A 22,801-nucleotide genomic window follows, 5' to 3' on the forward strand; every position below is an offset into this window, starting at 1 on the left:
GGAGGACCCTCCCATGAGTGCGACGACACACGACGCGGCGCATGGCCATCACGAGGAGCAGAGCTTTTTCCAGCGCTGGTTCCTCAGCACCAACCACAAGGACATCGGCACCCTGTACATGCTGTGGTCGCTGCTCGCCTTCTTCATCGGCGGCGCCATGGCCATGATCATCCGGGTCGAGCTCTTCCAGCCGGGCATCCAGGTGGTCGACCCCTACTTCTTCAACCAGATGACCACCATGCACGCGCTGGTGATGATCTTCGGCGCGGTCATGCCGGCTTTCGTGGGGCTCGCCAACTGGATGATCCCCCTGATGGTGGGCGCGCCGGACATGGCGCTGCCGCGCATGAACAACCTGAGCTTCTGGCTGCTGCCGTTCGCTTTCCTCATCCTGCTGTCGACGCTGTTCATGCCCGGCGGCGCGCCGGCCGGCGGCTGGACCATGTATCCGCCGCTGGTGCTGCAGACCGGCCAGGCGTTTCCGTTTCTGATCTTCGCCATCCATATCATGGGCATCAGCTCCATCATGGGGGCAATCAATGTCATCGCCACCGTGCTCAACATGCGCGCGCCGGGCATGACGCTGATGAAGATGCCGCTGTTCGTGTGGACCTGGCTGATCACCGCGTTCCTGCTGATCGCCGTTATGCCGGTGCTCGCCGGTGCAATCACCATGCTGCTCACCGACCAGTACTTCGGCACGACCTTCTTCACCGCCTCCGGTGGCGGCGATCCGGTGCTCTACCAGCATATCTTCTGGTTTTTCGGGCACCCGGAGGTCTACATCATGATCCTGCCGGCGTTCGGTATCGTCTCGCAGATCGTGCCGACCTTCGCGCGCAAGCCGCTGTTCGGCTACGCGTCGATGGTCTACGCCACTGCTTCCATCGCCTTCCTGTCGTTCATCGTCTGGGCGCACCACATGTTCACGGTGGGCATGCCGTTGTCCGGTGAGCTGTTCTTCATGTACGCCACGATGCTGATCGCGGTGCCCACCGGTGTGAAGGTGTTCAACTGGGTGGCCACCATGTGGCGCGGCGCAATGACCTTCGAGACGCCGATGCTGTTCGCCATCGGCTTCATCATCCTGTTCACCATCGGTGGCTTCTCCGGGCTGATGCTCGCGATCGCGCCGGCGGACTTCCAGTATCACGACACCTACTTCGTGGTGGCGCACTTCCACTACGTACTCGTAACCGGCGCCGTGTTCTCCATCATTGCGGCCGTCTACTTCTGGCTGCCGAAGTGGACCGGCGTGATGTACAGCGAACGTCTCGGCAAATGGCACTTCTGGCTGTCGACGATTTTCGTCAACGTGCTGTTCTTCCCGCAGCACTTCCTCGGGCTAGCGGGTATGCCCCGGCGTATTCCCGACTATTCCGTGCAGTTCGCCGACTGGAATATGGTCTCGAGCATCGGCGGTTTCGGCTTCGGTCTGTCTCAGCTGCTGCTCGCCTACATTGTGATTCAGTGCATGCGTGGCAGCGGCGAAAAGGCCACGGATCAGGTCTGGGAAGGTGCCGAGGGTCTCGAGTGGGAAGTGCCCTCGCCGGCGCCGCACCACACCTTCGATACGCCGCCGGATGTCCGGTAAGGCAGGCGACCCGATATCGGGTCGCCTCGTCCCGAGGGGACGCGCATGAGCGACAAGACAACGCAACGCAATCGCTCCCGTGGCGTGCGCCGCACGGCCATCGTGATGGCGCTGATCGCCCTGGCGTTCTACGCCGGCGTTTTTTTCACCCATCTTTGAGCGCCCGGAGAGCGGCTTAACGGAAACGGCCGTTAAAGAGGACGAATTACATGGCTCAAGCACACGGCGGCGGCTACTACGTTCCGCACCACAGCTACTGGCCCCTGGTGACCAGCATCGGGCTGTTCAGCACCGGGCTGGGCGCCGGTGGGTATCTCCAGGGGCTCGGCTGGGGGCCTTACCTCCTGGGCCTCGGCCTGGCGATCATCATCGGCGTGTTCTTCGGCTGGTTCGGCAGCGTGATCCGGGAAGGGCGCGCCGGGCTCTACAATGACCAGGTCGATATATCGTTCCGCTGGGGCATGATCTGGTTCATATTCTCCGAGGTCATGTTCTTCGGGGCCTTCTTCGGCGCGCTGTTCTATGCACGAATGCTCTCCATTCCGTGGCTGAGCGGCGACGACCCGGCCACGAGCAAGTTCCTGTGGGACGCCGTTTCGCTGAACTGGCCGACCGCCGGCCCCGGACTCACCGACCTAGAGTTCGAGCCCATGGGCGCGTGGCCGCTGCCCACGATCAACACCATGCTGCTGCTCGCTTCCGGCGTGACCGTCACGATCGCCCATCACGCCCTGAAGGACCGGGAGCGTGCCAAGCTGGTGCTGTTCATGTGGGCGACCATCGCCCTCGGTACCGTATTCCTGTTTCTGCAGGGCTTCGAGTATTACGAGGCGTGGGCGCACATGAACCTGAAGCTGTCCACGGGCATATACGGCTCCACGTTCTTCATGCTCACCGGGTTTCACGGCCTGCACGTGCTCATGGGCACGATCATGCTCATCGTGATTACCCTGCGCTGCATGAGCGGCCATTTCTCACCGGAGCACCACTTCGGTTATGAGGGCGTGGTGTGGTACTGGCACTTCGTGGACGTGGTTTGGCTCGGCCTGTATATCTTCGTCTACATCATCTAGGTAATGACCGTGCGGGGGCGGTATGCCGCCCCCGCACAGTCACGACAGCGGACTCGGGTTGGGCTGGAGCACGCCGGTGAACAGCCCGAGGAGGATGAGCGCGAACAGCACCACTGACAGGCCGATGCGCACGGTGAGTGCGTTCATGGTGCGTCGGGTTCGGCTACGGTCGTGGACCAGGAACACCAGCCCGGAGCCCAGGCTGACGAGGATGGCGAGCAGCGCCAGCACGATTCCTCCCTTGATCAGGATTTCCATCGTCATCTCCGGTTTGCGTGGTTGCGCCATTGTACGCCACGCGTGTCCGGGGGCCCGGTAAGGCGGATATGCGAGTGGGTGCTCTCGAGTTCCGGCCGACGCTTTGGCCGTCGCTGGCAGTGATCGTTCTGCTTCCAGTGCTGGTTGGGCTGGGTATCTGGCAGCTTGAGCGCGCCGACGACAAGCAGGCGATCCTCGACGCTCGCGCTGCGGCGAACCAGGCGCCGGCGCTCGCGCTCAACGATCGCATGCCGTCGATGAAGGTGGCCATGCATCGCCGGGCGAGCGTGCACGGCCACTTCGACAACGAACGGCAGTTCCTGCTCGACAATCAGGTGAGCAACGGCGTTGCCGGCTATCGTATCCTCACGCCGCTGCGTCTCGCCGGTAGTGATCGCGCGATTCTCGTGGACCGTGGCTGGGTCCCTGCACCGGCGCGCCGCGATCGTCTGCCCGATATCGATGTCGGCGGCGGTGAGCGGCGGTTGACCGGCCGAATCGACGATGGTCCTTCCGTGGGGTTACGCCTCGGTGCCGCTTATGTTGGCGACGGCGGCTGGCCGCGGCGGATTCAGTATCTGGATTATCAGGCTATGGGGAATGCTCTGCCTTATGAGCTCGCGCCCTACTTGCTCGAGACCGGCGAGGCGGCGCAGCAGGTCCAGCCTGCGGGAATGCGTTTCGGCCCGCGCCGGCATTACGGCTATGCCACACAGTGGTTCGCGCTCGCCACGGCTTTGGTGGTGATTTACGTCGGCGTCAATCTCCGCCGCAGGACTATACATGAGTGACAACCGACCTTCCGGCAGGGGCCGCGTGCAGCTGGTCGCGCTCGCGGCGATGTTCTTCGGGCCGGCGCTGCTTGCCTGGGCCATGGTGATCACCGACTGGCGGCCGGCCGGGACCATCAATCACGGCGAGCTCATAGAGCCGCCGGTGCGGCAGGACACCGAGGGGTGGCGCGTGCGCGACGGCGTGGCGCTGACACCGGCGTGGTTCCGGGGTCACTGGAGCTGGCTCGTGCCGGTAGCGGGTGATTGCGGCAAGGCATGCGCGGCACTGCTCGACGAGCTCCGCCGCGTGCGCCTCGCTCTCGACAAGGATGCGGACCGCATACGGGTGGTGCTGCTGCAGCCGCGTTATGCCAGCCCGCCGGCGCCACCCGCCCGGTTCCCCGCCCTGGAGCTCGTGACCGCTCCACCCGGGGCACTCGCCGGGGTCGCGAATGCCGCCGCATCCGCTGGCGAAACCGAGGGTGAGCTGCCCGTGGTGGTCGTCGATTACCTCGGTTTTCGCATGATGGCGTATCCGTCGCCGGTGGATGGCTCCGCGGTGCTCGATGACATGGAGCGGCTGCTCAAGCTCGCCAAGGAGCAGGTGGAGCGGTATCAGCAACTCGAGAAGGGGACGACGCCGGCGGCTGATTGACCGGATTGCCCTCTGTAACGCTTGACGCAGGCTTGTGGACCCATGACGCGATCACCCTGGTTCTTTCGGCTCTCCCTGCTCGCCACAGTGCTCGCGCTGGGCGTGGTCGTGCTGGGCGCCTACGTTCGGTTGTCGGATGCCGGTCTGGGCTGCCCTGACTGGCCCGGGTGCTATGGCCGCATCGGTGTCCCGGAGACGCCGGCGGCGGTGGCCGACGCGAACGCCGCCTACCCGGATCGGCCGGTCGAGGCCGCCAAGGGCTGGAAGGAAATGATCCATCGCTACTTCGCGGGCGCCCTGGGTCTGCTCGTTTTCGCGCTGGCCGTGACCGCATGGCGGCGGCGCCATGTGCCGGGGCAACCCGTGGTGGTACCAGTGCTGCTGGTCGCGGTGATCATTTTCCAGGCCGTGCTCGGTATGTGGACGGTGACCTGGAAGCTCAAACCCTTCATCGTGATGGCCCATCTCCTCGGCGGCCTGACTACGCTGTCGCTTCTCGCGTGGCAGACTCTGCGTGCTTGCCGGGAGGGCGGCGGGGCGGGGTTGTCGCGACGCTGGCAAGCGATACTGTTGGGGGCGCTCCTTCTGGTCGTCGGGCAGGTGGCGCTGGGCGGCTGGACCAGTGCCAACTATGCCGCGCTCGCCTGTAACGAGTTTCCCGCCTGCACTCTGGGCGAGGTGTGGCCGGCGGAAGCCGACTTCGTCCGTGGCTTCGAGCTGTGGCACGGCATCGGGCCCGACTACGAGTACGGCACCCACCTTGCGCGGGAGGCGAAGGTGGCGATTCACCTGGCGCATCGTGCCGGCGCAGTCGTCGTGCTCGTCGTCCTGCTGGCGGTGGCGGCGGGTCTCATCCGGCATGGCCGGACCGTGGGACGGCTCGGTATGGTGCTCGCGGCCGCAGTCGTCGTGCAGTTCCTGTTGGGGGTGGGCAACGTCTGGTTCAGCTTGCCCCTGGCCGTGGCGGTAGCGCACAATGCAGGCGCAGCCATCCTCTTGTTGCTCCTCGTGGGGCTCAATCACGTCGCGCAGCCGAAACGCCAGTCATGAGTCATACTGCTTCCACCGTTTCCAGCGAGGATCTGCCGGTGCACCGCCATCTGATCCAGCACTGGCGGGACTACTACGAGCTGTGCAAACCCGGTGTCGTGGCGCTCATGGTGTTCACTGCGGTCGTGGGGGAGCTGCTTGCGGTGCCGGGCATCGTTCCCTGGCGGGCGCTGACTCTCGGTAACCTGGGGATAGCGCTGGCGGCGGGGTCGGCGGCGGCGGTCAACCACCTCGTCGACCGGGGTATCGATGCGCGCATGGCGCGCACCCGCGGCCGTCCCATGCCCACGGGACACATCCGGTTGCCGCATGCCATCGTCTTCGCCGCGATTCTCGGCGTGAGCGGGCTTGCGATCCTTTACTATTTCGTCAATCCGCTGACCGCGGGGCTCACGTTTGCCTCGCTCATTGGCTATGCGTTCATTTACACGATGTTCCTGAAGCGCGCGACGCCGCAGAACATCGTCATCGGCGGTGCAGCGGGCGCCGCGCCGCCCGTGCTCGGGTGGACCGCGGTGACCGGGACCATCGAACCCCATGCCCTGCTGCTGTTCCTGATCATCTTCGTGTGGACGCCGCCTCACTTCTGGGCCCTCGCCATCCACCGTCGCGAAGAGTACGCGAAGGTTGATATCCCGATGCTGCCCGTCACACACGGCGACCGGTTCACGCGCTGGCACGTGCTGTTCTATACGCTGCTGCTGCTAGCGGTGACAGCGCTCCCGTTCGCGACGGGCATGAGCGGCTGGCTGTACTTCGCGGGGGCGATGGTTCTGGGGGTGGGGTATCTGTACTACGCGGTGGCGATGCTGGTAAGCGACGACCGGTCGCTGCCCATGCGTTCATTCGGTTTTTCCATCATCTACCTGATGGCGTTGTTCGCCGTCCTGTTGCTCGACCGCTACCTGCCGTTCATTCGCGACCTGTTCGTGTAGGCTGCGACGAGAAGGGCCGCAGCGCCATGCCGCGGCCCGGTTACGACATCTGCCGGTCAGAAGTTGAAGCCGACACCCACGCCGTATGCCCAGGCGCCGTCATCGAAGCCTTCGTCCGCGTCGCCAGCATCGTCGAAGAAGAACTGATACTCGGCGCGGCCGACAATGAAGGTACGCGGCAGAACGTAGTATTTCAGGCCCGTCTCGAGCCCGGCGAAGGCGCTGTCGTTGACGCCGTCCCCGTAAATCCCGCCCAGGCTGGCGCCGACGAACGGCCGCAGGGCGGCGCTTCCGAAGTGATAGTCGGCAAAGCCTCGGGTGGCGCCGTTCCATGCGTCATTGGAGATGTCTTCCCCTTCGATGTCGGCGAAGTTGAGGCTCTGGCGGATGCCGACTTCGAGCTCGCGTGACAGGTACCAGCCGAATTCGCCGGAGACGCCTGCGCTGGAATTGTCGAAATCCTGGTCGCTGCTGCCGGTGCCGGAGATGGTGAACTCGCGGTCGCCGGCTTCGGGGCCCACGTCGCCCGGCCCTTGCGCGAACGCAAGGCACGGTACGACGGCGAAGGCGGCGGTGATGAGATATCGATTCATGGGGCGTCCCTCCGTGTTCGCTAACGTTTCCCCAACAAAACCTATAGCAGGGAATTACGTTGCACGATACGTGCCCATCCGGATGTGGCGTGCCCAGGTGCTTGTTTTTGCTTGACGTTTTCGTTCGCCACATACTGTCTGCCACAACTAGGCCGTCACGTTTGTAGCCTGTGCACGACACATGTCGCTGACAAACCCGTCGTTTCGGTGTTAAATGCTGCTTATTTAGCTGCTTACGTTGTGTTGTCGTTAAACAACAGGGGTGCAGAATGTATTGACTGCTATCGGGTGCGGGGTTACGGCTTAGCCGTGTTTGGGAATTAGTCAGCATCGTCCGCATACTCGCGGGACATGACGAGTTTCACGCAACGTCAGGGAGTAGTTATCCGCCATGCGCATCCGTAGTGACAGCATCAACGATGAAGCCCCGATCGACGCTCGCTACGCGTTCGGCGTTCCGGACGCTGAAGCGCACATGGCACTCGGATCCAACCGTAGCCCGCACATCGCGTGGACGGACGTGCCCGAAGGCACCCGCTCAATCGCGGTCATCTGCCATGACCCGGATGCGCCGACCAGCGCCGACGATGTCAACCAGGAAGGTCGGTCCGTCTCGGCGACGTTGCCGCGCACGGACTTCTTCCACTGGGTCCTGGTCGATGTGGATCCCGCCGACGGTGAGCTCGCGGAGGGTAGCCACAGCGACGGCGTGGTCGCCGGGGGAAAGACGGCGGACGCGGCGCCCCAGGGGCGTCCGGGCGTCAACACCTATACCGATTTCCTCGCCGGAAGCGCGGAGCTGGCCGGAACGTACTGGGGGTACGATGGTCCCTGCCCGCCCTGGAACGATGAGATTCCCCACCGCTATATCTTTACCGTGTACGCCCTGGACGTGCCGCGTCTTGAAGTGGACGGGGCGTTCACCGGCGAGGACGTTCGCCAGGCAATCGCCGGCCATGTGCTGGCGGAAGCGTCACTCACCGGCACCTATAGCCTCAATCCCGAGGTGCCGGCCTAGCCGGTTCCGGCAGCCGCGGCGGCCGGCGTGTCGTCGCGGACCGGCACGAGCGCTTCCACGAACCACGCGTGGTCCTGTCGTGTCTGGTCGGCGTAGGCGAACGCCAGTGCCCCGAGCGTGCGCAGAAACGCCTCGCGGCGGTCGCCGCCCGTCGCGCGCGTAACGGCCTGCGCGAACGCTGTGGGGTCGTTGGGGTAGAGGGCGTGGCTGCCGCGCACGTGTTCCCAGGCGAGTACCCGCCCCCACCATGCCGCCATGGCGCGATAGCGTTTGCCCTTGGTGAGCTTGTGGGTGGGGAAGTCGTCCTTGAACGGGGAGCGCTCGCGTACGGAAAACACCCGGCCGTGCATCTGCAACCATCCGAGATACGCATCCGGGTGAGAGGCGATGGCGCGGAAGGCCGAGGCGTGACGCTCACCCTCGTGGGCGAAGGCTTCGGCGTACTCGCGCTGCTCATCGGCGGGCATGACGTTCCAAGCTTCCGGTGTAGTCTGCTCCTTGATGTCGAGGATGACGTCATCATGTTCGCCTTGGCCCGCTCCCTCGATCAGGGCGTAGTATCGTTCGCTGCCGAGCGAACCGGTGCCGGCGCCCACGCGATGTGCAACGTCCTTGATCCGGAAATGGGTTTCCGGCGCGTCCTCGTGGCGGCCCGCCAGGGGACCGCGGTAGCGTTCCAGCGCCGCACGCAGTCGCCGGCGGGTGCCCGGGTCAAGTGCCTCGAGCTTTTTCGATGACGACGTGGCCAGCACGCGGCCCCGGCGTGGGTGCTCGTGGGTCCACTTCGCGAGCATGCGTGCGCGGCTGCGCTTGCGGGCGACCTTCTCGAGGAATTCGTGCAGCTCGCCGTCGGTCGTCTCGATGTCGGCCGTGGGTGGCGTCGCACCGTCCGCGTGATCGCTGACAGCGGCGAGATACGCTTCGGCCAGCGCCACGAGTGCCTTGCGCTGCTTGCCGGCCCCGAAACCCTGGGTACGGCAGTCGAGCACGACGCTGATCGCGAGCCGCCAGAGGTCGTACTGGTAGTCGCCGACGACGCTGTCGTCGAAATCGTCCATGCCATAGATCACGCGGCCGTAGTGGTCGCCGAAGGCGCCAAAGGTGTAGACGTGGGCGTCTCCTTGCAGCCAGGTCACCGTCTCCGGGCGTCCGCCGAACAGTGCGAAACGCCAGTCGCCGTAGAAGTCGCGCCAGTAGAGGTGGTTCGTGCCTCTGAAGAAGCGGTAGGGCGATTCCCCCATGCGCGCGAATTTTTGTCGGCGGGCGGCTTCGTCGAGGCCGTCGTTGGCGTTCTTGATGGCCTCGACGACCTGGTGGCGGCGGTCGTGGCGGATGACCGGTGGCTGCATGATCGTTTCCCGTTCTGCGCTCGTGGGGGCGAGTCGACCGTAACACGCGATCAGCCTCCCCGCGGCAGCGCATCCATGTCGCTCCGGCGGCCAGGTACGGAAGACCACGGCATGCCTCGTGAAGTGTCGAGCCGAATCCATTTGTCGGGACGACGGTAGTTCGCTGCAGCTATAAGCCGTCATAATGCAATTATGCATCGTGACCAGCGAACGGACGGACCGCTACATGGAGCACCTGCCCACCGATCTGCTGCGCACCTTCGTGCTTGTCGCCGACGAGGGGGGCTTCACTCGTGCCGGCGAGCGACTCGGACGTTCCCAGCCCGCTGTGAGTCTGCAGATGAAGCGGCTCGAGGAGCTCGTCGGCGTGCCGCTGCTCTGGCGCGAGGGGCGTGGGCTGCGGCCAACCGCGGCGGGGGAGACGCTGCTGGACTATGCGCGCCGGATTCTTGCGCTCAACCGCGAGGCCATCGCGCGCATGGCGCAACCGGCGCTCGCCGGCAGCATACGCCTGGGCGTGCCGAACGAGTTCGCGAGCTCTTTTCTGCCCGAAATTCTCGGCAAGTTCGCCGAAGCGCACCCCAACGTCACACTCGAAGTGACCTGTGATCTGAGCACCAACCTGCTGAACCGGCGGGAGCGCGGTGAGCTGGACGTGGCCTTCGCGCTACACGCGGACGATACTCCGCTCGCGGCCGGCGAAGGCTGGACCGAGCCACTGGTGTGGGTGACGAGCCCGCGCCACGATCGTCATGTGCGCACGCCGATCCCCCTGGTGGTGGCACCCGAGGGGTGCGTCTACCGCGCGCGCATCCTCGAGCACCTGGAACGGGCCGATGTGCCATGGCGGGTTGCCTACACTTGCGCGAGCTTCGGAGGCATTCGTGCCGGCGTCCTGGCCGGTCTCGGTGTGACCGTGCTGGCCCGCAGCATCGTGCCCGAGGGCATGCACGTGGTCAGCCGCAATCACTGCCTGCCGGCATTGCCGCCGGTACAGGTGCGTCTGCACTACGACCACGACGGGGCACCCGAAACGATCAACGCTCTCGTGGCCCACATGTCCACGAACCTCGAGAGTCGGGTGTGACGATGCATTTGTTAATTTTATGAGTTCATTGAGACTATTGATTTAACAAATTTCCCTCTGCGGCCTAGGGTTAGCGGTCGTGACCATCTTTCATGGCGGCGCAGTTGCCGCTGCAGTATGACGAGGCGACCCATGAACGAGAGGCGCATCCCGCTCAGCGAGCTCGAGGACCACGACGCGTTCGTCTCCCGGCACAACGGTCCCACGGCCGAGGACCGGGCGGCCATGCTTGGAGCGCTCGGGCTACCGGATATCGAGACCCTCATCGACCGTGCGGTGCCCGCTGATATCCGCTTGTCCAAGCCGCTCGCGCTGGACGAGCCAGTCAACGAGGCGGAGGCGCTCACGGAGCTGCGCACGATGGCCGAGCGTAACGTGGTCAAGCGCTCGCTTATTGGTGCAGGCTATGCCGATACGCATACGCCCACCGTCATCCAGCGCAACGTTCTCGAGAACCCGGCCTGGTACACTGCGTACACCCCCTATCAGCCGGAAATCTCCCAGGGGCGGCTTGAGGCACTGCTCAATTTCCAGACCATGGTGAGCGATCTCACGGGCATGGAGATCGCGAATGCCTCGCTGCTCGATGAGGCGACTGCCGCCGCCGAGGCGATGACACTGTGTCATCGTGTCAATCGCCGCAGCAAGAGTGCCACGTTCCTCGTCGATCCGGCCTGTCATCCGCAGACCATCGACGTGCTCAAGGGGCGCGCCGAGCCGCTTGGCATCGAGGTGATCGTCGGCGATCCGGCTACGTTGCTCCCGGAGCAGGCGTGTTTCGGCGTTCTGCTACAGTACCCCGACACGCATGGCGAGATCCGCGACCACCGTTCCACCGTAGCGGCGGCCCACGACGCCGGTGCCATGGCTGTGATGGCCACCGACCTGCTCGCGCTCACGATGCTTACGCCGCCGGGCGAAATGGGTGCGGACGTGGTGGTAGGCAGCGCCCAGCGTTTCGGTGTGCCGCTGTTCTTCGGCGGGCCGCACGCCGCGTTCATCGCGGTGGGCGACAAGCACAAGCGCTCACTGCCCGGGCGGCTGGTCGGTGTGTCCGTGGACGCGCAGGGGAATCCGGCCTACCGCCTGGCGCTGCAGACGCGTGAGCAGCATATCCGCCGCGAGAAGGCGACGAGCAATATCTGCACGGCGCAGGCGCTGCTTGCGGTAATCGCGGCCATGTATGCCGTTTACCACGGCCCCGCGGGGCTGACCCGCATCGCCCGCCGCGTACACCGCTTGACGGGCGTCCTCGCCGCGGGGCTGCAGCAGCTCGGCTGGACGGTGGCCCCGGAGACCTTTTTCGACACCATCACCGTGGAGGCGGGCGCGGATGCGCAGCGGCTGCTCACCGATGCCGAAGCCGCCGGCTATAACCTGCGTCTCCTCGCCGACGGCCGTATCGGCATCTCACTCGATGAGACCACTACCCGCGAGGACGTTGCCGCAGTGCTGGGCGTGTTCGCGGGCGACCGCGCCGTGCCGGAGGTGGCCTCGCTGGATGGTGCGGTTGCCGATGCGCTGCCGGCAGCGCTCGTGCGCGGGAGTGACTTCCTCACGCACCCGGTGTTCAACCGCTATCACTCCGAGACGGAGATGCTGCGCTACCTGCGCCGGCTCTCCGACCAGGACCTGGCGCTGGACCGGGCAATGATACCGCTGGGCTCCTGCACCATGAAGCTCAACGCGACCACGGAGATGATCGCCGTCTCCTGGCAGGCATTCAGCGGAATCCACCCCTTCGCGCCGGCGCATCAGACGGAGGGCTACCGCGAGCTCTTCGCGGACCTGGAGCGAATGCTCTGCGCGGTTACCGGATACGATGCCGTGTCGTTGCAGCCCAATGCCGGTGCCCAGGGTGAGTACGCCGGGTTGCTGGCGATTCGCGGCTACCATGCCGATCGGGGCGAGACCGAGCGTGATGTCTGCCTGATTCCGAGCTCGGCCCACGGCACCAATCCCGCGTCGGCGCAGATGGCCGGCATGCGTGTCGTCGTTGTCCACTGCGACCGCGACGGTAACGTGGACTTGAGCGACCTGCGCGAGAAGGCGGCCGAGCACAGCAAACGCCTCGCCGCGATCATGCTCACCTACCCGTCGACTCACGGGGTGTTCGAGCGCGACGTTCGCGAGGTCTGCCAAGTGGTGCACGAGCACGGCGGGCAGGTGTATATCGACGGCGCGAACCTCAATGCCATGGTCGGGCTGAGCAGTCTCCGGGAAATCGGAGGCGACGTCTCCCACGTCAACCTGCACAAGACGTTCTGCATTCCCCACGGCGGCGGCGGTCCGGGGGTCGGGCCCATCGGCGTGGCCGCCCATCTCGCGCCGTACCTGCCGGGGCACCGCCATCACGACCCCGAGGCGAAGGTGCCGCCGGTGGCTGCCGCGCCCTGGGGCAGCGCGGGCATTCTGCCCATTTCCTGGGCCTACATGCGCCTGATGGGGGCGAGTGGACTCACCGCGGCGACGCAGCTGGCGATTCTGAACGCTAATTACATCGCCGCGCGTCTGCGTGACCATTACCCAGTGCTCTATACCGGCCCGGACGGTCTTGTCGCCCACGAATGCATCGTCGATCTGCGCCCGATCAAGGACGCCACCGGCATCACCGTGGACGACGTGGCCAAGCGCCTGATCGACTACGGTTTCCACGCCCCGACCATGTCCTTCCCGGTTGCGGGCACCCTGATGATCGAGCCCACGGAGAGCGAATCCCGGGCGGAGATCGATCGCTTCTGCGAGGCCATGATCGCCATTCGCGAGGAAATCCGTGAAGTCGAGGCGGGCCGGATGGAGCCCGAAGCGAGCCCGTTGCGCCTCGCGCCGCATACGACGCTCGACCTCGCTGGCGAGTGGGATCGCCGCTACAGCCGTGAGACCGGTGCGTTCCCCGTGCCCGGCCTGCGCCAGACGAAGTACTGGTCGCCGGTGGGGCGTGTGGACAATGTTTACGGTGACCGCCACCTCGTCTGCAGCTGCCCGCCCATGGATGTCTACATGGACGACGAGCACACGAACGGCCGCAAGGGGGCCCAGGCATGACGGCACAGGAGGAGCTCGCGCGCGTCCCGCTGGATGGTCTTCACCGGGAGCTGGGTGCGACCATGGTGGCGTTCGCCGGCTATGCGATGCCGGTTCGTTACCCGCTTGGCATCCTCAAGGAGCACCAGCACACCCGCGAGCGTGCGGGGCTGTTCGACGTCTCCCACATGGGGCAGGTCCGCATTCACGGCGAAGGTGCTGCCGAGGCCCTGGAGGGGCTGACCACCGGCAACCTCGTCGCCCTCAAGCAGGGGCGGCAGCGGTATACCCTGCTGACCAACGATGAGGGTGGCATCCGCGACGATTTCATGGTCTGCAATGCCGGCGATCACCTGTTCATGGTGGTCAATGCCGCCTGCAAGGAAGCGGATATCGCTCACCTCAAGGCACATCTGGAACCGGATTTCCGCGTCGAGGTGCTTGCCGACCGGGCGTTGCTCGCATTGCAGGGGCCGGCTGCGGGTGAGGTGATGGCAGAACTCGCGCCGGATAGCCGTGACATGGTCTTCATGGACGCTCGCAACCTGGCGGTTGACGGTGTCGAGTGCTTCGTCACGCGTTCGGGCTACACGGGTGAGGACGGCTTCGAGATTTCCGTGCCCGCCGGATCCGCCGAAGCGCTGGCACGGCGGCTTCTGGCGTATGACGCCGTGGAGCCGGTGGGGCTCGGGGCCCGTGACTCCTTGCGCCTGGAGGCGGGGTTGTGCCTGTACGGCCACGACATGGACATGGAGACGACCCCGGTGGAGGCAAGTCTCACCTGGGCGATCTCCAAGGTGCGCCGCCCGGGTGGCAAGCGTGAGGGTGGCTACCCAGGCGCCGATGTCATCGCCCGTCAGCTCGAAGAAGGCATCTCGCGCTGCCGGGTCGGTCTGCGACCCGAAGGGCGGGCGCCGGTGCGCGAAGGTGCGGAGTTGCGTGACGGCAATGGTGAGACCATCGGCACGGTCACCAGTGGTGGCTTCGGCCCCAGCGTGGGCGCTCCCGTGGCCATGGGCTACGTCGCGACTGAATTCGCCGAAGAGGGCGCCCGGCTCGTCGCCATCGTCCGCGGGCGTGAAATTCCGGTGGTGGTCGCCAATCCGCCTTTCGTGGAGCCGAACTACCACCGAGGGTGAGCTGAAGGTGGCAAGTCGCAAGTTGAAAGTCGCACGAAGAACAGCCGTGCGACTTACTGGTGCGGGATAGGCTTGGCACTTGCTGTTTTTGGATCTTGGTTTGTTGAGTAGGCCGGTTGCCTCTGGCAACCGGCACCTCCCTGGACCCGACCACGCGGCTCACCGGGTGATGCTGTGCGCACCGTGACCACGTTCGTCGCGTGATTTTTGACTTGAAACTTGTCACTTTCAACGCCCTTGACCCTGTTACACTCCTGTCACAGGCACACAGTGCGGGATCGCAAGTATGAGTGAACTCAAGGGTATTCCCGTCGTCGTCAGTGGTTCCAAGGTCGAAAAGGACCACGGCATTCGGGCCGTGAAGAACGGTGTGAAGGCGAGTCGGCACGCTGCGCCGGTTGCACGCGGTGACAAACCCGACTGGTTGCGGGTGAAGATTCCCACCGGCAGCGCTTATCAGCGCGTAAAGAGCACCGTGCGGGAACACCGCCTCGCTACCGTGTGCGAGGAGTCCATGTGTCCGAATATCGGCGAGTGCTGGGGACATGGCACGGCCACCATCATGCTCATGGGCGATACCTGCACCCGGGCGTGCCGTTTCTGTGCGGTGGATACGGGTAACCCCAAGGGCTGGCTTGACGAGGAAGAGCCCGAGCAGTGCGCGGAAACCGTCGAGCTGATGGATCTCAAGTACATCGTGCTCACCTCGGTGGATCGCGATGACCTCGAGGACGGCGGTGCCGGGCACTACGCGGATTGCATTCGAGCGATCAAGGCACGCACGCCGCAGACCGCGGTCGAGGCGCTTACGCCGGACTTCAAAGGGGTGCACGAATACGTTGAGCGCGTGGTGGATGCGGGGCTGGAGGTTTTCGCGCAGAACGTGGAGACCGTGCGTCGGCTCACGCACCCGGTGCGCGATCCCCGTGCGAGTTATGAGCGAACACTGGATGTCCTCGCCCACGCCAAGCGGCACAACCCGAATGTGCTAACCAAGACGAGTCTGATGGTGGGCCTCGGCGAGACCGACGACGAGATCCGCGAAACCATGGACGATCTCCGCGCGATCGGCGTGGATATCGTCACGTTCGGTCAGTACCTGCGGCCCACGGTGAATCACTTGCCCGTGGAGCGTTACGTGACGCCCGAGCAGTTCGCGCAGTATCGCGAATGGGGGCTCGAAAAGGGCTTTCTCGAAGTCGTGTCGGGGCCGCTGGTGCGTTCGAGCTACCGTGCCGAGCGCGTGCTCGAGAAGAACAATTGCGGCCTGGACGAGGCCGCTGGCGCCTGAACGGGCGCGTCGGTTCGCCTCTTGGTCGCCTTGACGGGTAACCAATTTTCTGTCGGTAAACGTCCGCGAGCATTGGCGGCGGATTTTCTCGTCTGGATGGGGGAATCGACCACCGACGTGGTGTATCCGCGCCGATGGCGCTCGTGGTGAGCGCGTAACGCGTCGCCGTCGACGGGTTCGGTGCGCCGTGAGGCGCATCGAAACCCGGCATTTGGAACTGTCGGTGGGCCGCCGGCGCGGCTTCTTCCCGCCTAAGTCGAAATTCCCGGCAGGTTGTGCAGCGCCTGAGTGATCGCGTCCGCCGGATACTCGTAGTCTTCCAGCTCTCCGGCGAAGTAGCGGTCGTACGCCGCCATGTCGAAGTGACCATGCCCGGAGAGCGTGAACAGGATGGTGCGCTCGCGGCCTTCCTCCCTGGCGCGCAGGGCCTCGTCGATGGCGCCGCGCACCGCATGGTTCGATTCCGGCGCCGGAATGATGCCCTGGGTCCTGGCGAACAGCACCCCCGCCTCGAAGGTGGCCAGCTGCGGCACCGCCACCGCTTCCAGCACTCCTTGATCATAAAGCTGCGACACCAGGGCCGAGTCGCCGTGATAGCGTAGCCCGCCGGCGTGGATACCCGGTGGCATGAAGTCGTGGCCGAGGGTATACATCTTCATGATCGGCGTGAGGCCGGCGCTGTCGCCGTAATCATAGGCATAGTGGCCGCGCGTGAGGGTGGGGCAGGAGTCCGGCTCCACTGCCACCAGGCGGATATCCCGACCCGCTGCCTTGTCCGCGAGGAACGGGAACATGATACCGCCGACGTTGGAGCCGCCGCCGCAGGGTGCCAGCACCACATCCGGGTACGCGCCGGCGATCTCCATCTGGCGCTTCGCTTCCTGGCCAATGACGGTCTGGTGGAGCAGCACGTGGTTGAGTACCGATCCCAGGGCGTAATTCGTGTCCGCGCGCCCGGCGGCTTCTTCCACCGCTTCCGAGATCGCAAGGCCGAGCGAGCCGGGATTGTCCGCATCGGCGGCCAGCGCGTTGCGTCCGGTGTCGGTGTGCGTCGAGGGGCTCGGGATCACCTCGCCGCCCCAGGTCTGCATCATCGAGCGGCGGTGCGGTTTCTGCTCGTAGCTCACCCGCACCATGTAAATGCGCACGTCCAGGTCGAACAGGCTGCCGGCGAGTGCCAGCGAGCTGCCCCACTGGCCGGCTCCGGTTTCCGTGGTCAACCGGGTGATACCCGCTTCGCGGTTGTAATACGCCTGGGCGACCGCGGAGTTGGGCTTGTGCGAGCCGGCCGGCGACACGCCTTCGTACTTGAAGAAAATCTTCGCCGGCGTCTGCAGCGCCGCCTCCAGCCCGTGGGCGCGCATGAGCGGCGCCGGCCGCCACAGTCGCAGCGCCTCACGTACCGGCTCCGGAATCGGTATCCAGCGCTGAGTGCTCGTTTCCTGTTCGATGATGGCCGGGGGGAAGATCGCCGCCATGGCCTCAGGCGGCACTGGTGTTCCGTCGGGGCCGACGTACGGCGCCGGCGGCGTCGGCAGGTCAGCGATGACGTTGTACCAGTGTGTCGGAAGCTCCGATTCCGGCAGCAGGATCTTGGTCTCTTGCACGGTTTCTCCCCCGGTTGGCCGTTTTCCGGAGGATATCAGAGCTCGGTCCGCCGCGGTGCGGCGGCGCCCGGCTTCAACCCAGACGCTGGTGTGGATCGATGTGCTGCGTGGCGTCGCGGGCGTCGTGCAGGGCCCGCAGGTGCCAGATGGCGGGGGCGTCATGCACACGGCGGTAGCCGTCACGGCGCAGGGCCGCTTCGATGGAATCGGCGACGAACTGCGCCCGGACTTCCCGGTCGACCGGCTCCTGCGGCGAGGCACGTTCGGGGTGGCGGCCGTCAGTGCCCGCGTAAGTCTGTACCTGCCACGGACCGTATGGTGACAAGCAGTTCAGGTAGAGCTCGCAGCGCTGCGTCGCCGCCGGGCCTTCGCGTAGCAGCACCGCGTGAAGCCGCAGTGCCGAGGGCGCGGACACCGCCTCAGTCCTTACCGTAGTCGTTGTTGAGCACGGTGAACCACTCGCCGTGCTTGCGGTCGGCTTCCTCGCGCCAGCGCTCGACTTCTTCGCGGCTGTACTCCTCGCGCAGCTCGCTGTCGGTCACAGGGCGCGGGTCGTAATCCGCGTGGTGTTCCTCGCGTCGTGCCATGGTCTGCCTCTGAATGCGTGAGCCTGATGTCAGCGACCGGCTAGGTTACAATTCCGATCCGTGAATTGCGCAATTATAACGTGGTCCGGCTACCCATGACTGCCGAATTCGATGCCGATCTGGATGTACGCGGGTTGAATTGCCCGTTGCCCGTGCTGAAGACGAAGAAGGAGCTGGTACCGCTGGCGCCGGGCACCGTCCTGCGTGTGCGTGCGACGGATCCGCATTCGGTGATCGACTTCACTGCCTTCTGTGACAAGACCGGCCACGATCTCGTGGCGCATCGTGAGGATGAGGGTGTGTATACGTTTTACGTGCGCAAGGCGGGGTAGGGCGGGCCCGTGCGGTGGTTCAGGCGCGCGTGTCGATGAGGCTTCCGAGCGTTTCGTCGGCGGCGCGCACGACGTGTGTCGCGGCCGCAGCCTGGGTTTCGGCAGTCGCGGTTTCCACGAGCGCCGTCTCCATCGTCTCGCTCTCGGCGAGGTTGCCGCTCTGCCGCGCAATGACCTCGGCACTGCGTGTGGCACTGTGCTGTGCCGACTGCAGCCCGCGCAATCCCGCATTGAAGGCGCTGTTGAGATCCATTTCACGCTCCGCCGTCATATCGACCGGTACGTGAATTATAGCGCGAACACGGATGGACGGCCGTACATGCGCTGCTTTTCCGATGGGTGGCGGCCGGATGCGCCACTGCATCGACACGTGACGGCCGCGAATCGCTCCGCGTCGGGGCCATGGCGATGGTAGAATCCGCGGCTTTGTTCGCGAGGGGATGAGCCATGAGTGAAGCACCGCCCCTGGTGGGCGTGATCATGGGCAGCAAGTCCGACTGGGAGACCATGCGTCACGCCGACGAAGTCCTCACCGACTTCGCCATACCCCACGAGTGCCGGATCGTCTCGGCACATCGCACGCCGGAGCTGATGCGCGAGTACGCCGGCGAGGCGGCCGGACGCGGCCTCAAGGCGATCATCGCAGGCGCCGGCGGAGCCGCCCACCTGCCGGGCATGGTGGCGGCGCAGACGACAGTGCCGGTGCTCGGGGTGCCGGTGGAGAGCCGTGCACTGCAGGGCATGGATTCTCTGCTGTCCATTGTGCAGATGCCGGGTGGCGTGCCCACGGCAACCTTCGCGATCGGTCGCGCGGGCGCGCGCAACGCCGCGCTGTTTGCCGTTGCGCTCCTCGCCAACGAGCAGCCGTCGCTGCGGGAAGCGCTGGAGCGCTTTCGCGAGGAGCAGGCGCGCAAGGTGATGGCGGACAAGCTCTGAACCGTGGCGCGGCTCGTCGCCGCGCCGGGCTCGGTCGGGCCGACACAGAGCCGGGGGCGGCGTTTATCCGGGCCGCCGATGACGATGCGAGAGCCATTGAAATGACACGACAGACCGTTCCCATCCTGCCGGGGGCCACTCTCGGTGTGCTCGGCAGCGGCCAGCTGGGGCGCATGTTTGCGATCGCGGCCCGGCGGATGGGCTACCGCGTGCATACCCTATCCCCCGATACGGGCACCCCTACCGGGCAGGTGGCCGATCGTGAATGGGTCGCGGATTATGACGATCTGGATGCCATCGCCGGTTTCGCTCGTGAGGTGGACGCGGTCACGTTCGAGTTCGAGAACGTGCCCGTCGCCGCCGCCGAGTCCGCCGCCCGGTTGCGGCCGGTGCGCCCTCGCGGCGAGGTGTTGCACACCACGCAGAACCGCCTGCGCGAGAAAACGGCGCTGGCGCACCACGGCTTTCCCACCGCCGCGTTCGAGCATGTGCGCGATCGCGGTGCATTGGATGGCGCTCTGGCGCGCATCGGTACGCCGGCAGTGCTCAAGACCGCCGGGTTCGGGTACGACGGCAAGGGTCAGACGGTAATCCGCGAACCGTCCGAAGCCGACGAGGCGTGGCAGTCGATCGGCGCCACCGAGGCCGTCCTCGAGGCCTTCATCGATTTCGAGCGGGAGGTGAGCGTGGTCGCCGCCCGCGGTGCCGACGGCGCATTCGCGCACTACGGGGTGACCGAGAACCGTCATCGCGACCACGTCCTCGATGTTTCCATCCCTGGTGTGCAGCTCCCCGGTAACGGCAGTGAAGAGGCGGTTACCATTGCCCGGGGCATTGTCGAGGCACTGGACGTGGTGGGCGTGCTCTGCGTGGAGTTCTTCGTCACCCGCGACGGCGGCTTGCTCGTCAACGAGCTGGCGCCGCGTCCGCACAACTCGGGCCATTTCAGTTTCGATGCCAGCGTCGTGTCGCAGTTCGAGCAACAGGTGCGCGCTGTCTGCGCATTGCCCCTGGGCAGCACCGGGCTGTTGCGCCCGGCGGCGATGGTGAATCTACTCGGTGACCTGTGGCAGGACGGAGAGCCTGATTGGTCAGCGGCGCTGGACGATCCGCTGGTCAAGCTCCACCTCTACGGCAAGGCGGAGGCGCGCGCGGGCCGGAAAATGGGGCATATCACGGCATTCGGCGACGATGGTGAGGATGCCGCGCGCCGCGCACTCGCCGCGCGTGAGCGGCTGCGGTAACGTCACGCTGCGCGCGTCGTCGCCGAACACGAAGCGCACAAAGGGTTTCACAACGGGCACGAAGAACGCGATGGCTGCGGGCCCGCCTGATGTATTGACTGGCGAGGGCGCCTTTCTCGGTGCCTTGTGTCCCCGGGGGTCTTCATTACGCGCTTCGTGTTTCATCCATATGCCGGGCCTCGAACGTGGCCTGATCCGGTGTTGGCAGGAGTGGGCATCTCCGTATGTGGTTCAAGAATCTGAGCATTTATCGCCTCAACCAGCGCTTCGAGCATTCCGCCGAAGAGCTCGCCGAACGCCTCGCCGAGTTCGCTTTCCAGCCGGTGGGCCGGACCGAGCAGGTCACCCGCGGCTGGGTGGCGCCGTTGCCCGGCGGTGAGACTCTGGTGCACGCCGCAGGCGGGCAATACCTCGTCTGCCTGCAGGAGGAGTCGCGTCTGCTGCCGGCGGCGGTTATTCGGGAGACACTGGACGAACGTGTCGCCGAGCGCGAGGAAGCGGAGTACCGCAAGCTCGGGCGCAAGGAGAAGAACCGCCTCAAGGAGGAGATCACGCTGGAACTTCTCCCGCGGGCGTTCACGCGCTCGAAGCGGCTGTATGCCTGGATCGATACCCGCAACGGTTATCTCGTGGTGGACACGAGCACCTGGCGGCAGGCCGAGGAGCTGACTGAGCTGCTCCGTGCGTGCCTGGGCACGCTGCCGATCCAGCCGATGGCCACGGATTCCAACCCGCAGCCGATCATGACGGACTGGCTGGTGAAGCAAAGCGAGCCGGCGGACGTCGAGCTCGGTGACGAGGCGGTATTCGAGGATCCGCAGAACGAGGGTGCGGAAGTGCGCTGCAAGCGCCTGGATCTGCATTCCGGCGAGATATCGGCGCACATCAAGGCGGGCAAGCTGGTACGCCGCCTCGCGCTTACCTGGGACGAGCGCATGAGCTTCGTGCTCGACGCCGACCTTTCCGTCAAGCGCTTGAAGTTCCTCGATGTCGTCCAGGAGGGCAACGAGGACTACACGCCCGAAAGCGCCGCGGAGCGCTTCGATGCGGACTTTTCCATCATGACCCTGGAGCTGGGGCGTTTTCTGCCGCGTCTCGCCGATCTCTTCGGCGGTGAGGCGCAGCGCGACAACGCCACGGCCGCCACCGGGTAGGTGGGTGCGTGACAAGTTTCAGGTGCCAACTCGGGGATAGCGAGTTGGCGCCCGCGGTGCCGTTTCCGCCCGCCTTGCTACCCGGGGCCGTGAGTCCGGCGGTAGGCGCTCGGTGAAAGCTTGAACCAGCCCTGGAAAGCGCGGCTGAAGCTTCCCGGCGAGGCATAGCCGAGTTCGTAGGCGATTTCGCTGATGGAATGCTCGCCACTGGTCAGCCGTCGCCGGGCGATGTCCCGGCGGGCCTGGTCGACCAGCGCCTGATAGGTGGTGCCGTGGCGGCGCAGGCGGCGGGTGAGCGTCCAGCGACTCATGTGCAATTCCGCGCTCACGGCATTGATGTCGAGCTCACCGCGCTCCAGGGCCGCACGGATACGGGCGACCACGTCCATGACGAACGGGTCACCGAGCCCTTGCCGCAGCATGCCTTCGACTTGCGAGAGCAGGCGTTCGCGTCGGGCCGGTTGATAGTCGTCCCGGGTTGCATCGAGCAGCTCCCGGTCGAAGACGATCGCGTTATGGCCCGCATCGAAGCGCAGATGGCTGGCGAAGAATTGCTCGTGGGCTCTGGTGCGCCGTGGTGGGCGCACCGTGAAGCTCACCTGCCGTGCGCGGAATTCACCCCGGGTGTACTCGCGGAAGATGGCCATCATCGCTGAGAGATTCGCCTCCGCTTGCTGCGCGGTCAGCTTGGTGTTGTCCGCATCCATGGTGTAGCGGAAGGCGGCGGTGGCCGGCCCTTCGACCAGGCTGTAAGTGTCGCGCTCGCCGAGAAAGCAGTGCAGGCGGCAGGCGGTCTCGATGAGCTCACGCAGGCTTCGCGAGGCGAGCAGCAGAGTGTGGAAAGCCCCCATCGCCTGTGGGCCGTGACTGCCGTTGATGGCGATCTGGCAGGCAGGGTCGCCGCTTTGAGCGAACGCCTCGTGGAACAGGGCTACCAGACGATCCTGGGGCAGGCGAGTGTCGGGCCGGTAGAGCTGATGGCGCTCGACGCCCGTGACGCGCGTGACCCGCTCGGGCTCGTGCCCGTTATTGACGAGGTGATCGAAGACCGGACGGGCGAGACAGGCGCCAACCGTCGGCTCTCGTTGCATGAGCGCTCCTC

Annotated in this window: 23 protein-coding genes; 15 read left to right on the forward strand and 8 right to left on the reverse strand. The window is 65.5% G+C overall.

All coding sequences use genetic code 11. The annotated features are described in order from the left end of the window. The first annotated feature begins 13 nt into the window (after positions 1-13). Both ctaD and ACPEES_RS08375 read left to right on the forward strand, forming a co-directional pair. The gene (ctaD, locus tag ACPEES_RS08370) at positions 14-1,594 is read left to right on the forward strand and encodes a cytochrome c oxidase subunit I (protein WP_435102996.1); all 1,581 of its coding nucleotides are present in this window, start codon (positions 14-16) and stop codon (positions 1,592-1,594) included. A gap of 209 nt (positions 1,595-1,803) precedes the next feature. After that, positions 1,804-2,667, forward strand: coding sequence for a cytochrome c oxidase subunit 3 (locus ACPEES_RS08375; RefSeq protein ID WP_435102997.1), 864 nt, complete (start codon positions 1,804-1,806; stop codon positions 2,665-2,667). Between the two features lie 39 nt (positions 2,668-2,706). Here the strand turns inward: ACPEES_RS08375 and ACPEES_RS08380 are convergent, their stop codons facing one another. Next, positions 2,707-2,925, reverse strand: coding sequence for a twin transmembrane helix small protein (locus ACPEES_RS08380; protein ID WP_435102998.1), 219 nt, complete (start codon positions 2,923-2,925; stop codon positions 2,707-2,709). Positions 2,926-2,999: 74 nt separating this feature from the next. Here ACPEES_RS08380 and ACPEES_RS08385 point away from each other — a divergent pair, with 74 nt between their 5' ends. Genes ACPEES_RS08385 through cyoE form a run of 4 tightly spaced genes read left to right on the forward strand, consistent with a single transcriptional unit; the run spans position 3,000 to position 6,338 of the window. Beyond that, on the forward strand, positions 3,000-3,716 hold the full coding sequence (locus ACPEES_RS08385) for an SURF1 family protein (protein ID WP_435102999.1): 717 nt from the start codon (positions 3,000-3,002) through the stop codon (positions 3,714-3,716). Then, the gene (locus ACPEES_RS08390) at positions 3,709-4,353 is read left to right on the forward strand and encodes a hypothetical protein (protein WP_435103000.1); all 645 of its coding nucleotides are present in this window, start codon (positions 3,709-3,711) and stop codon (positions 4,351-4,353) included. The genes ACPEES_RS08385 and ACPEES_RS08390 overlap by 8 nt, the downstream gene beginning before the upstream one ends. A 42-nt stretch (positions 4,354-4,395) precedes the next feature. Further along, the gene (locus ACPEES_RS08395) at positions 4,396-5,403 is read left to right on the forward strand and encodes a COX15/CtaA family protein (RefSeq protein WP_435103001.1); all 1,008 of its coding nucleotides are present in this window, start codon (positions 4,396-4,398) and stop codon (positions 5,401-5,403) included. Then, positions 5,400-6,338 (forward strand): heme o synthase, encoded by a 939-nt coding sequence (gene cyoE / locus ACPEES_RS08400; RefSeq protein ID WP_435103002.1) that lies wholly within the window; start codon positions 5,400-5,402, stop codon positions 6,336-6,338. The genes ACPEES_RS08395 and cyoE overlap by 4 nt, the downstream gene beginning before the upstream one ends. A 56-nt stretch (positions 6,339-6,394) precedes the next feature. On the opposite strand, the gene ACPEES_RS08405 is transcribed toward cyoE, so the two are convergent. Next, positions 6,395-6,931: an OmpA family protein gene (locus ACPEES_RS08405; protein WP_435103003.1), complete on the reverse strand. Its 537-nt coding sequence runs from the start codon at positions 6,929-6,931 to the stop codon at positions 6,395-6,397. 391 nt (positions 6,932-7,322) lie between these two features. Between ACPEES_RS08405 and ACPEES_RS08410 the strand changes: the two genes are divergently transcribed. Next, positions 7,323-7,949, forward strand: a complete 627-nt coding sequence (locus ACPEES_RS08410) for a YbhB/YbcL family Raf kinase inhibitor-like protein (RefSeq protein WP_435103004.1) — start codon at positions 7,323-7,325, stop codon at positions 7,947-7,949. Here ACPEES_RS08410 and ACPEES_RS08415 read toward each other — a convergent pair. Beyond that, the gene (locus ACPEES_RS08415; protein WP_435103005.1) at positions 7,946-9,298 is read right to left on the reverse strand and encodes a DUF2252 domain-containing protein; all 1,353 of its coding nucleotides are present in this window, start codon (positions 9,296-9,298) and stop codon (positions 7,946-7,948) included. The two genes, ACPEES_RS08410 and ACPEES_RS08415, sit on opposite strands and share 4 nt — an antisense overlap. A gap of 199 nt (positions 9,299-9,497) precedes the next feature. On the opposite strand from ACPEES_RS08415, the gene ACPEES_RS08420 reads away from it, so the two are divergent. The 4 genes from ACPEES_RS08420 (at position 9,498) to lipA (ending at position 15,839) form a co-directional block, all read left to right on the forward strand. Further along, complete coding sequence (locus ACPEES_RS08420; RefSeq protein WP_435103006.1) at positions 9,498-10,385, forward strand: LysR substrate-binding domain-containing protein; 888 nt, start codon at positions 9,498-9,500, stop codon at positions 10,383-10,385. Between the two features lie 132 nt (positions 10,386-10,517). Continuing rightward, entirely contained in the window at positions 10,518-13,430 is a 2,913-nt protein-coding gene (gcvP, locus tag ACPEES_RS08425; protein WP_435103007.1) for an aminomethyl-transferring glycine dehydrogenase, read from the forward strand. Then, positions 13,427-14,548, forward strand: coding sequence for a glycine cleavage system aminomethyltransferase GcvT (gcvT, locus tag ACPEES_RS08430; protein ID WP_435103008.1), 1,122 nt, complete (start codon positions 13,427-13,429; stop codon positions 14,546-14,548). The genes gcvP and gcvT overlap by 4 nt, the downstream gene beginning before the upstream one ends. A gap of 286 nt (positions 14,549-14,834) precedes the next feature. After that, positions 14,835-15,839 (forward strand): lipoyl synthase, encoded by a 1,005-nt coding sequence (gene lipA / locus ACPEES_RS08435; protein ID WP_435103009.1) that lies wholly within the window; start codon positions 14,835-14,837, stop codon positions 15,837-15,839. Between the two features lie 251 nt (positions 15,840-16,090). Here lipA and ACPEES_RS08440 read toward each other — a convergent pair whose 3' ends face one another. The 3 genes from ACPEES_RS08440 to ACPEES_RS08450 all read right to left on the reverse strand — a co-directional run bounded on the left by ACPEES_RS08440 (position 16,091) and on the right by ACPEES_RS08450 (position 18,033). Beyond that, complete coding sequence (locus tag ACPEES_RS08440) at positions 16,091-17,446, reverse strand: TrpB-like pyridoxal phosphate-dependent enzyme (RefSeq protein ID WP_435103010.1); 1,356 nt, start codon at positions 17,444-17,446, stop codon at positions 16,091-16,093. A gap of 73 nt (positions 17,447-17,519) precedes the next feature. Then, entirely contained in the window at positions 17,520-17,861 is a 342-nt protein-coding gene (locus tag ACPEES_RS08445) for a hypothetical protein (protein WP_435103011.1), read from the reverse strand. A 4-nt stretch (positions 17,862-17,865) separates the two neighbouring features. Beyond that, on the reverse strand, positions 17,866-18,033 hold the full coding sequence (locus tag ACPEES_RS08450; RefSeq protein WP_435103012.1) for a hypothetical protein: 168 nt from the start codon (positions 18,031-18,033) through the stop codon (positions 17,866-17,868). A gap of 95 nt (positions 18,034-18,128) precedes the next feature. On the opposite strand from ACPEES_RS08450, the gene ACPEES_RS08455 reads away from it, so the two are divergent. Continuing rightward, the gene (locus ACPEES_RS08455; RefSeq protein WP_435103013.1) at positions 18,129-18,365 is read left to right on the forward strand and encodes a sulfurtransferase TusA family protein; all 237 of its coding nucleotides are present in this window, start codon (positions 18,129-18,131) and stop codon (positions 18,363-18,365) included. Positions 18,366-18,384: 19 nt separating this feature from the next. Here ACPEES_RS08455 and ACPEES_RS08460 read toward each other — a convergent pair whose 3' ends face one another. After that, positions 18,385-18,618, reverse strand: coding sequence for a hypothetical protein (locus ACPEES_RS08460; protein WP_435103014.1), 234 nt, complete (start codon positions 18,616-18,618; stop codon positions 18,385-18,387). 194 nt (positions 18,619-18,812) lie between these two features. On the opposite strand from ACPEES_RS08460, the gene purE reads away from it, so the two are divergent. From purE to rdgC, 3 genes are all read left to right on the forward strand, one after another. Beyond that, entirely contained in the window at positions 18,813-19,301 is a 489-nt protein-coding gene (gene purE / locus ACPEES_RS08465; RefSeq protein ID WP_435103015.1) for a 5-(carboxyamino)imidazole ribonucleotide mutase, read from the forward strand. A gap of 101 nt (positions 19,302-19,402) precedes the next feature. Continuing rightward, positions 19,403-20,545: a 5-(carboxyamino)imidazole ribonucleotide synthase gene (locus tag ACPEES_RS08470; RefSeq protein WP_435103016.1), complete on the forward strand. Its 1,143-nt coding sequence runs from the start codon at positions 19,403-19,405 to the stop codon at positions 20,543-20,545. A 224-nt stretch (positions 20,546-20,769) separates the two neighbouring features. Continuing rightward, on the forward strand, positions 20,770-21,699 hold the full coding sequence (rdgC, locus tag ACPEES_RS08475; protein ID WP_435103017.1) for a recombination-associated protein RdgC: 930 nt from the start codon (positions 20,770-20,772) through the stop codon (positions 21,697-21,699). Between the two features lie 77 nt (positions 21,700-21,776). On the opposite strand, the gene ACPEES_RS08480 is transcribed toward rdgC, so the two are convergent. Beyond that, positions 21,777-22,790: an AraC family transcriptional regulator ligand-binding domain-containing protein gene (locus tag ACPEES_RS08480; protein WP_435103018.1), complete on the reverse strand. Its 1,014-nt coding sequence runs from the start codon at positions 22,788-22,790 to the stop codon at positions 21,777-21,779. Positions 22,791-22,801: the final 11 nt, after the last annotated feature.

The sequence above is a fragment of the Arhodomonas sp. AD133 genome (genome assembly GCF_051195215.1).
Lineage (GTDB): Bacteria > Pseudomonadota > Gammaproteobacteria > Nitrococcales > Nitrococcaceae > Arhodomonas.

Excerpts from the sequence above, each read along its gene's own strand:
- ctaD (WP_435102996.1), top strand. The coding sequence starts at position 14 with ATGAGTGCGACGACACACGACGCGGCGCATGGCCATCACGAGGAGCAG.
- ACPEES_RS08375 (WP_435102997.1), top strand. The coding sequence starts at position 1,804 with ATGGCTCAAGCACACGGCGGCGGCTACTACGTTCCGCACCACAGCTAC.
- ACPEES_RS08380 (WP_435102998.1), bottom strand. The coding sequence starts at position 2,925 with ATGGAAATCCTGATCAAGGGAGGAATCGTGCTGGCGCTGCTCGCCATC.
- ACPEES_RS08390 (WP_435103000.1), top strand. The coding sequence starts at position 3,709 with ATGAGTGACAACCGACCTTCCGGCAGGGGCCGCGTGCAGCTGGTCGCG.
- ACPEES_RS08395 (WP_435103001.1), top strand. The coding sequence starts at position 4,396 with ATGACGCGATCACCCTGGTTCTTTCGGCTCTCCCTGCTCGCCACAGTG.
- cyoE (WP_435103002.1), top strand. The coding sequence starts at position 5,400 with ATGAGTCATACTGCTTCCACCGTTTCCAGCGAGGATCTGCCGGTGCAC.
- ACPEES_RS08405 (WP_435103003.1), bottom strand. The coding sequence starts at position 6,931 with ATGAATCGATATCTCATCACCGCCGCCTTCGCCGTCGTACCGTGCCTT.
- ACPEES_RS08410 (WP_435103004.1), top strand. The coding sequence starts at position 7,323 with ATGCGCATCCGTAGTGACAGCATCAACGATGAAGCCCCGATCGACGCT.
- ACPEES_RS08415 (WP_435103005.1), bottom strand. The coding sequence starts at position 9,298 with ATGCAGCCACCGGTCATCCGCCACGACCGCCGCCACCAGGTCGTCGAG.
- gcvP (WP_435103007.1), top strand. The coding sequence starts at position 10,518 with ATGAACGAGAGGCGCATCCCGCTCAGCGAGCTCGAGGACCACGACGCG.
- gcvT (WP_435103008.1), top strand. The coding sequence starts at position 13,427 with ATGACGGCACAGGAGGAGCTCGCGCGCGTCCCGCTGGATGGTCTTCAC.
- lipA (WP_435103009.1), top strand. The coding sequence starts at position 14,835 with ATGAGTGAACTCAAGGGTATTCCCGTCGTCGTCAGTGGTTCCAAGGTC.
- ACPEES_RS08450 (WP_435103012.1), bottom strand. The coding sequence starts at position 18,033 with ATGGCACGACGCGAGGAACACCACGCGGATTACGACCCGCGCCCTGTG.
- ACPEES_RS08455 (WP_435103013.1), top strand. The coding sequence starts at position 18,129 with ATGACTGCCGAATTCGATGCCGATCTGGATGTACGCGGGTTGAATTGC.
- ACPEES_RS08460 (WP_435103014.1), bottom strand. The coding sequence starts at position 18,618 with ATGGATCTCAACAGCGCCTTCAATGCGGGATTGCGCGGGCTGCAGTCG.
- purE (WP_435103015.1), top strand. The coding sequence starts at position 18,813 with ATGAGTGAAGCACCGCCCCTGGTGGGCGTGATCATGGGCAGCAAGTCC.
- ACPEES_RS08470 (WP_435103016.1), top strand. The coding sequence starts at position 19,403 with ATGACACGACAGACCGTTCCCATCCTGCCGGGGGCCACTCTCGGTGTG.
- rdgC (WP_435103017.1), top strand. The coding sequence starts at position 20,770 with ATGTGGTTCAAGAATCTGAGCATTTATCGCCTCAACCAGCGCTTCGAG.
- ACPEES_RS08480 (WP_435103018.1), bottom strand. The coding sequence starts at position 22,790 with ATGCAACGAGAGCCGACGGTTGGCGCCTGTCTCGCCCGTCCGGTCTTC.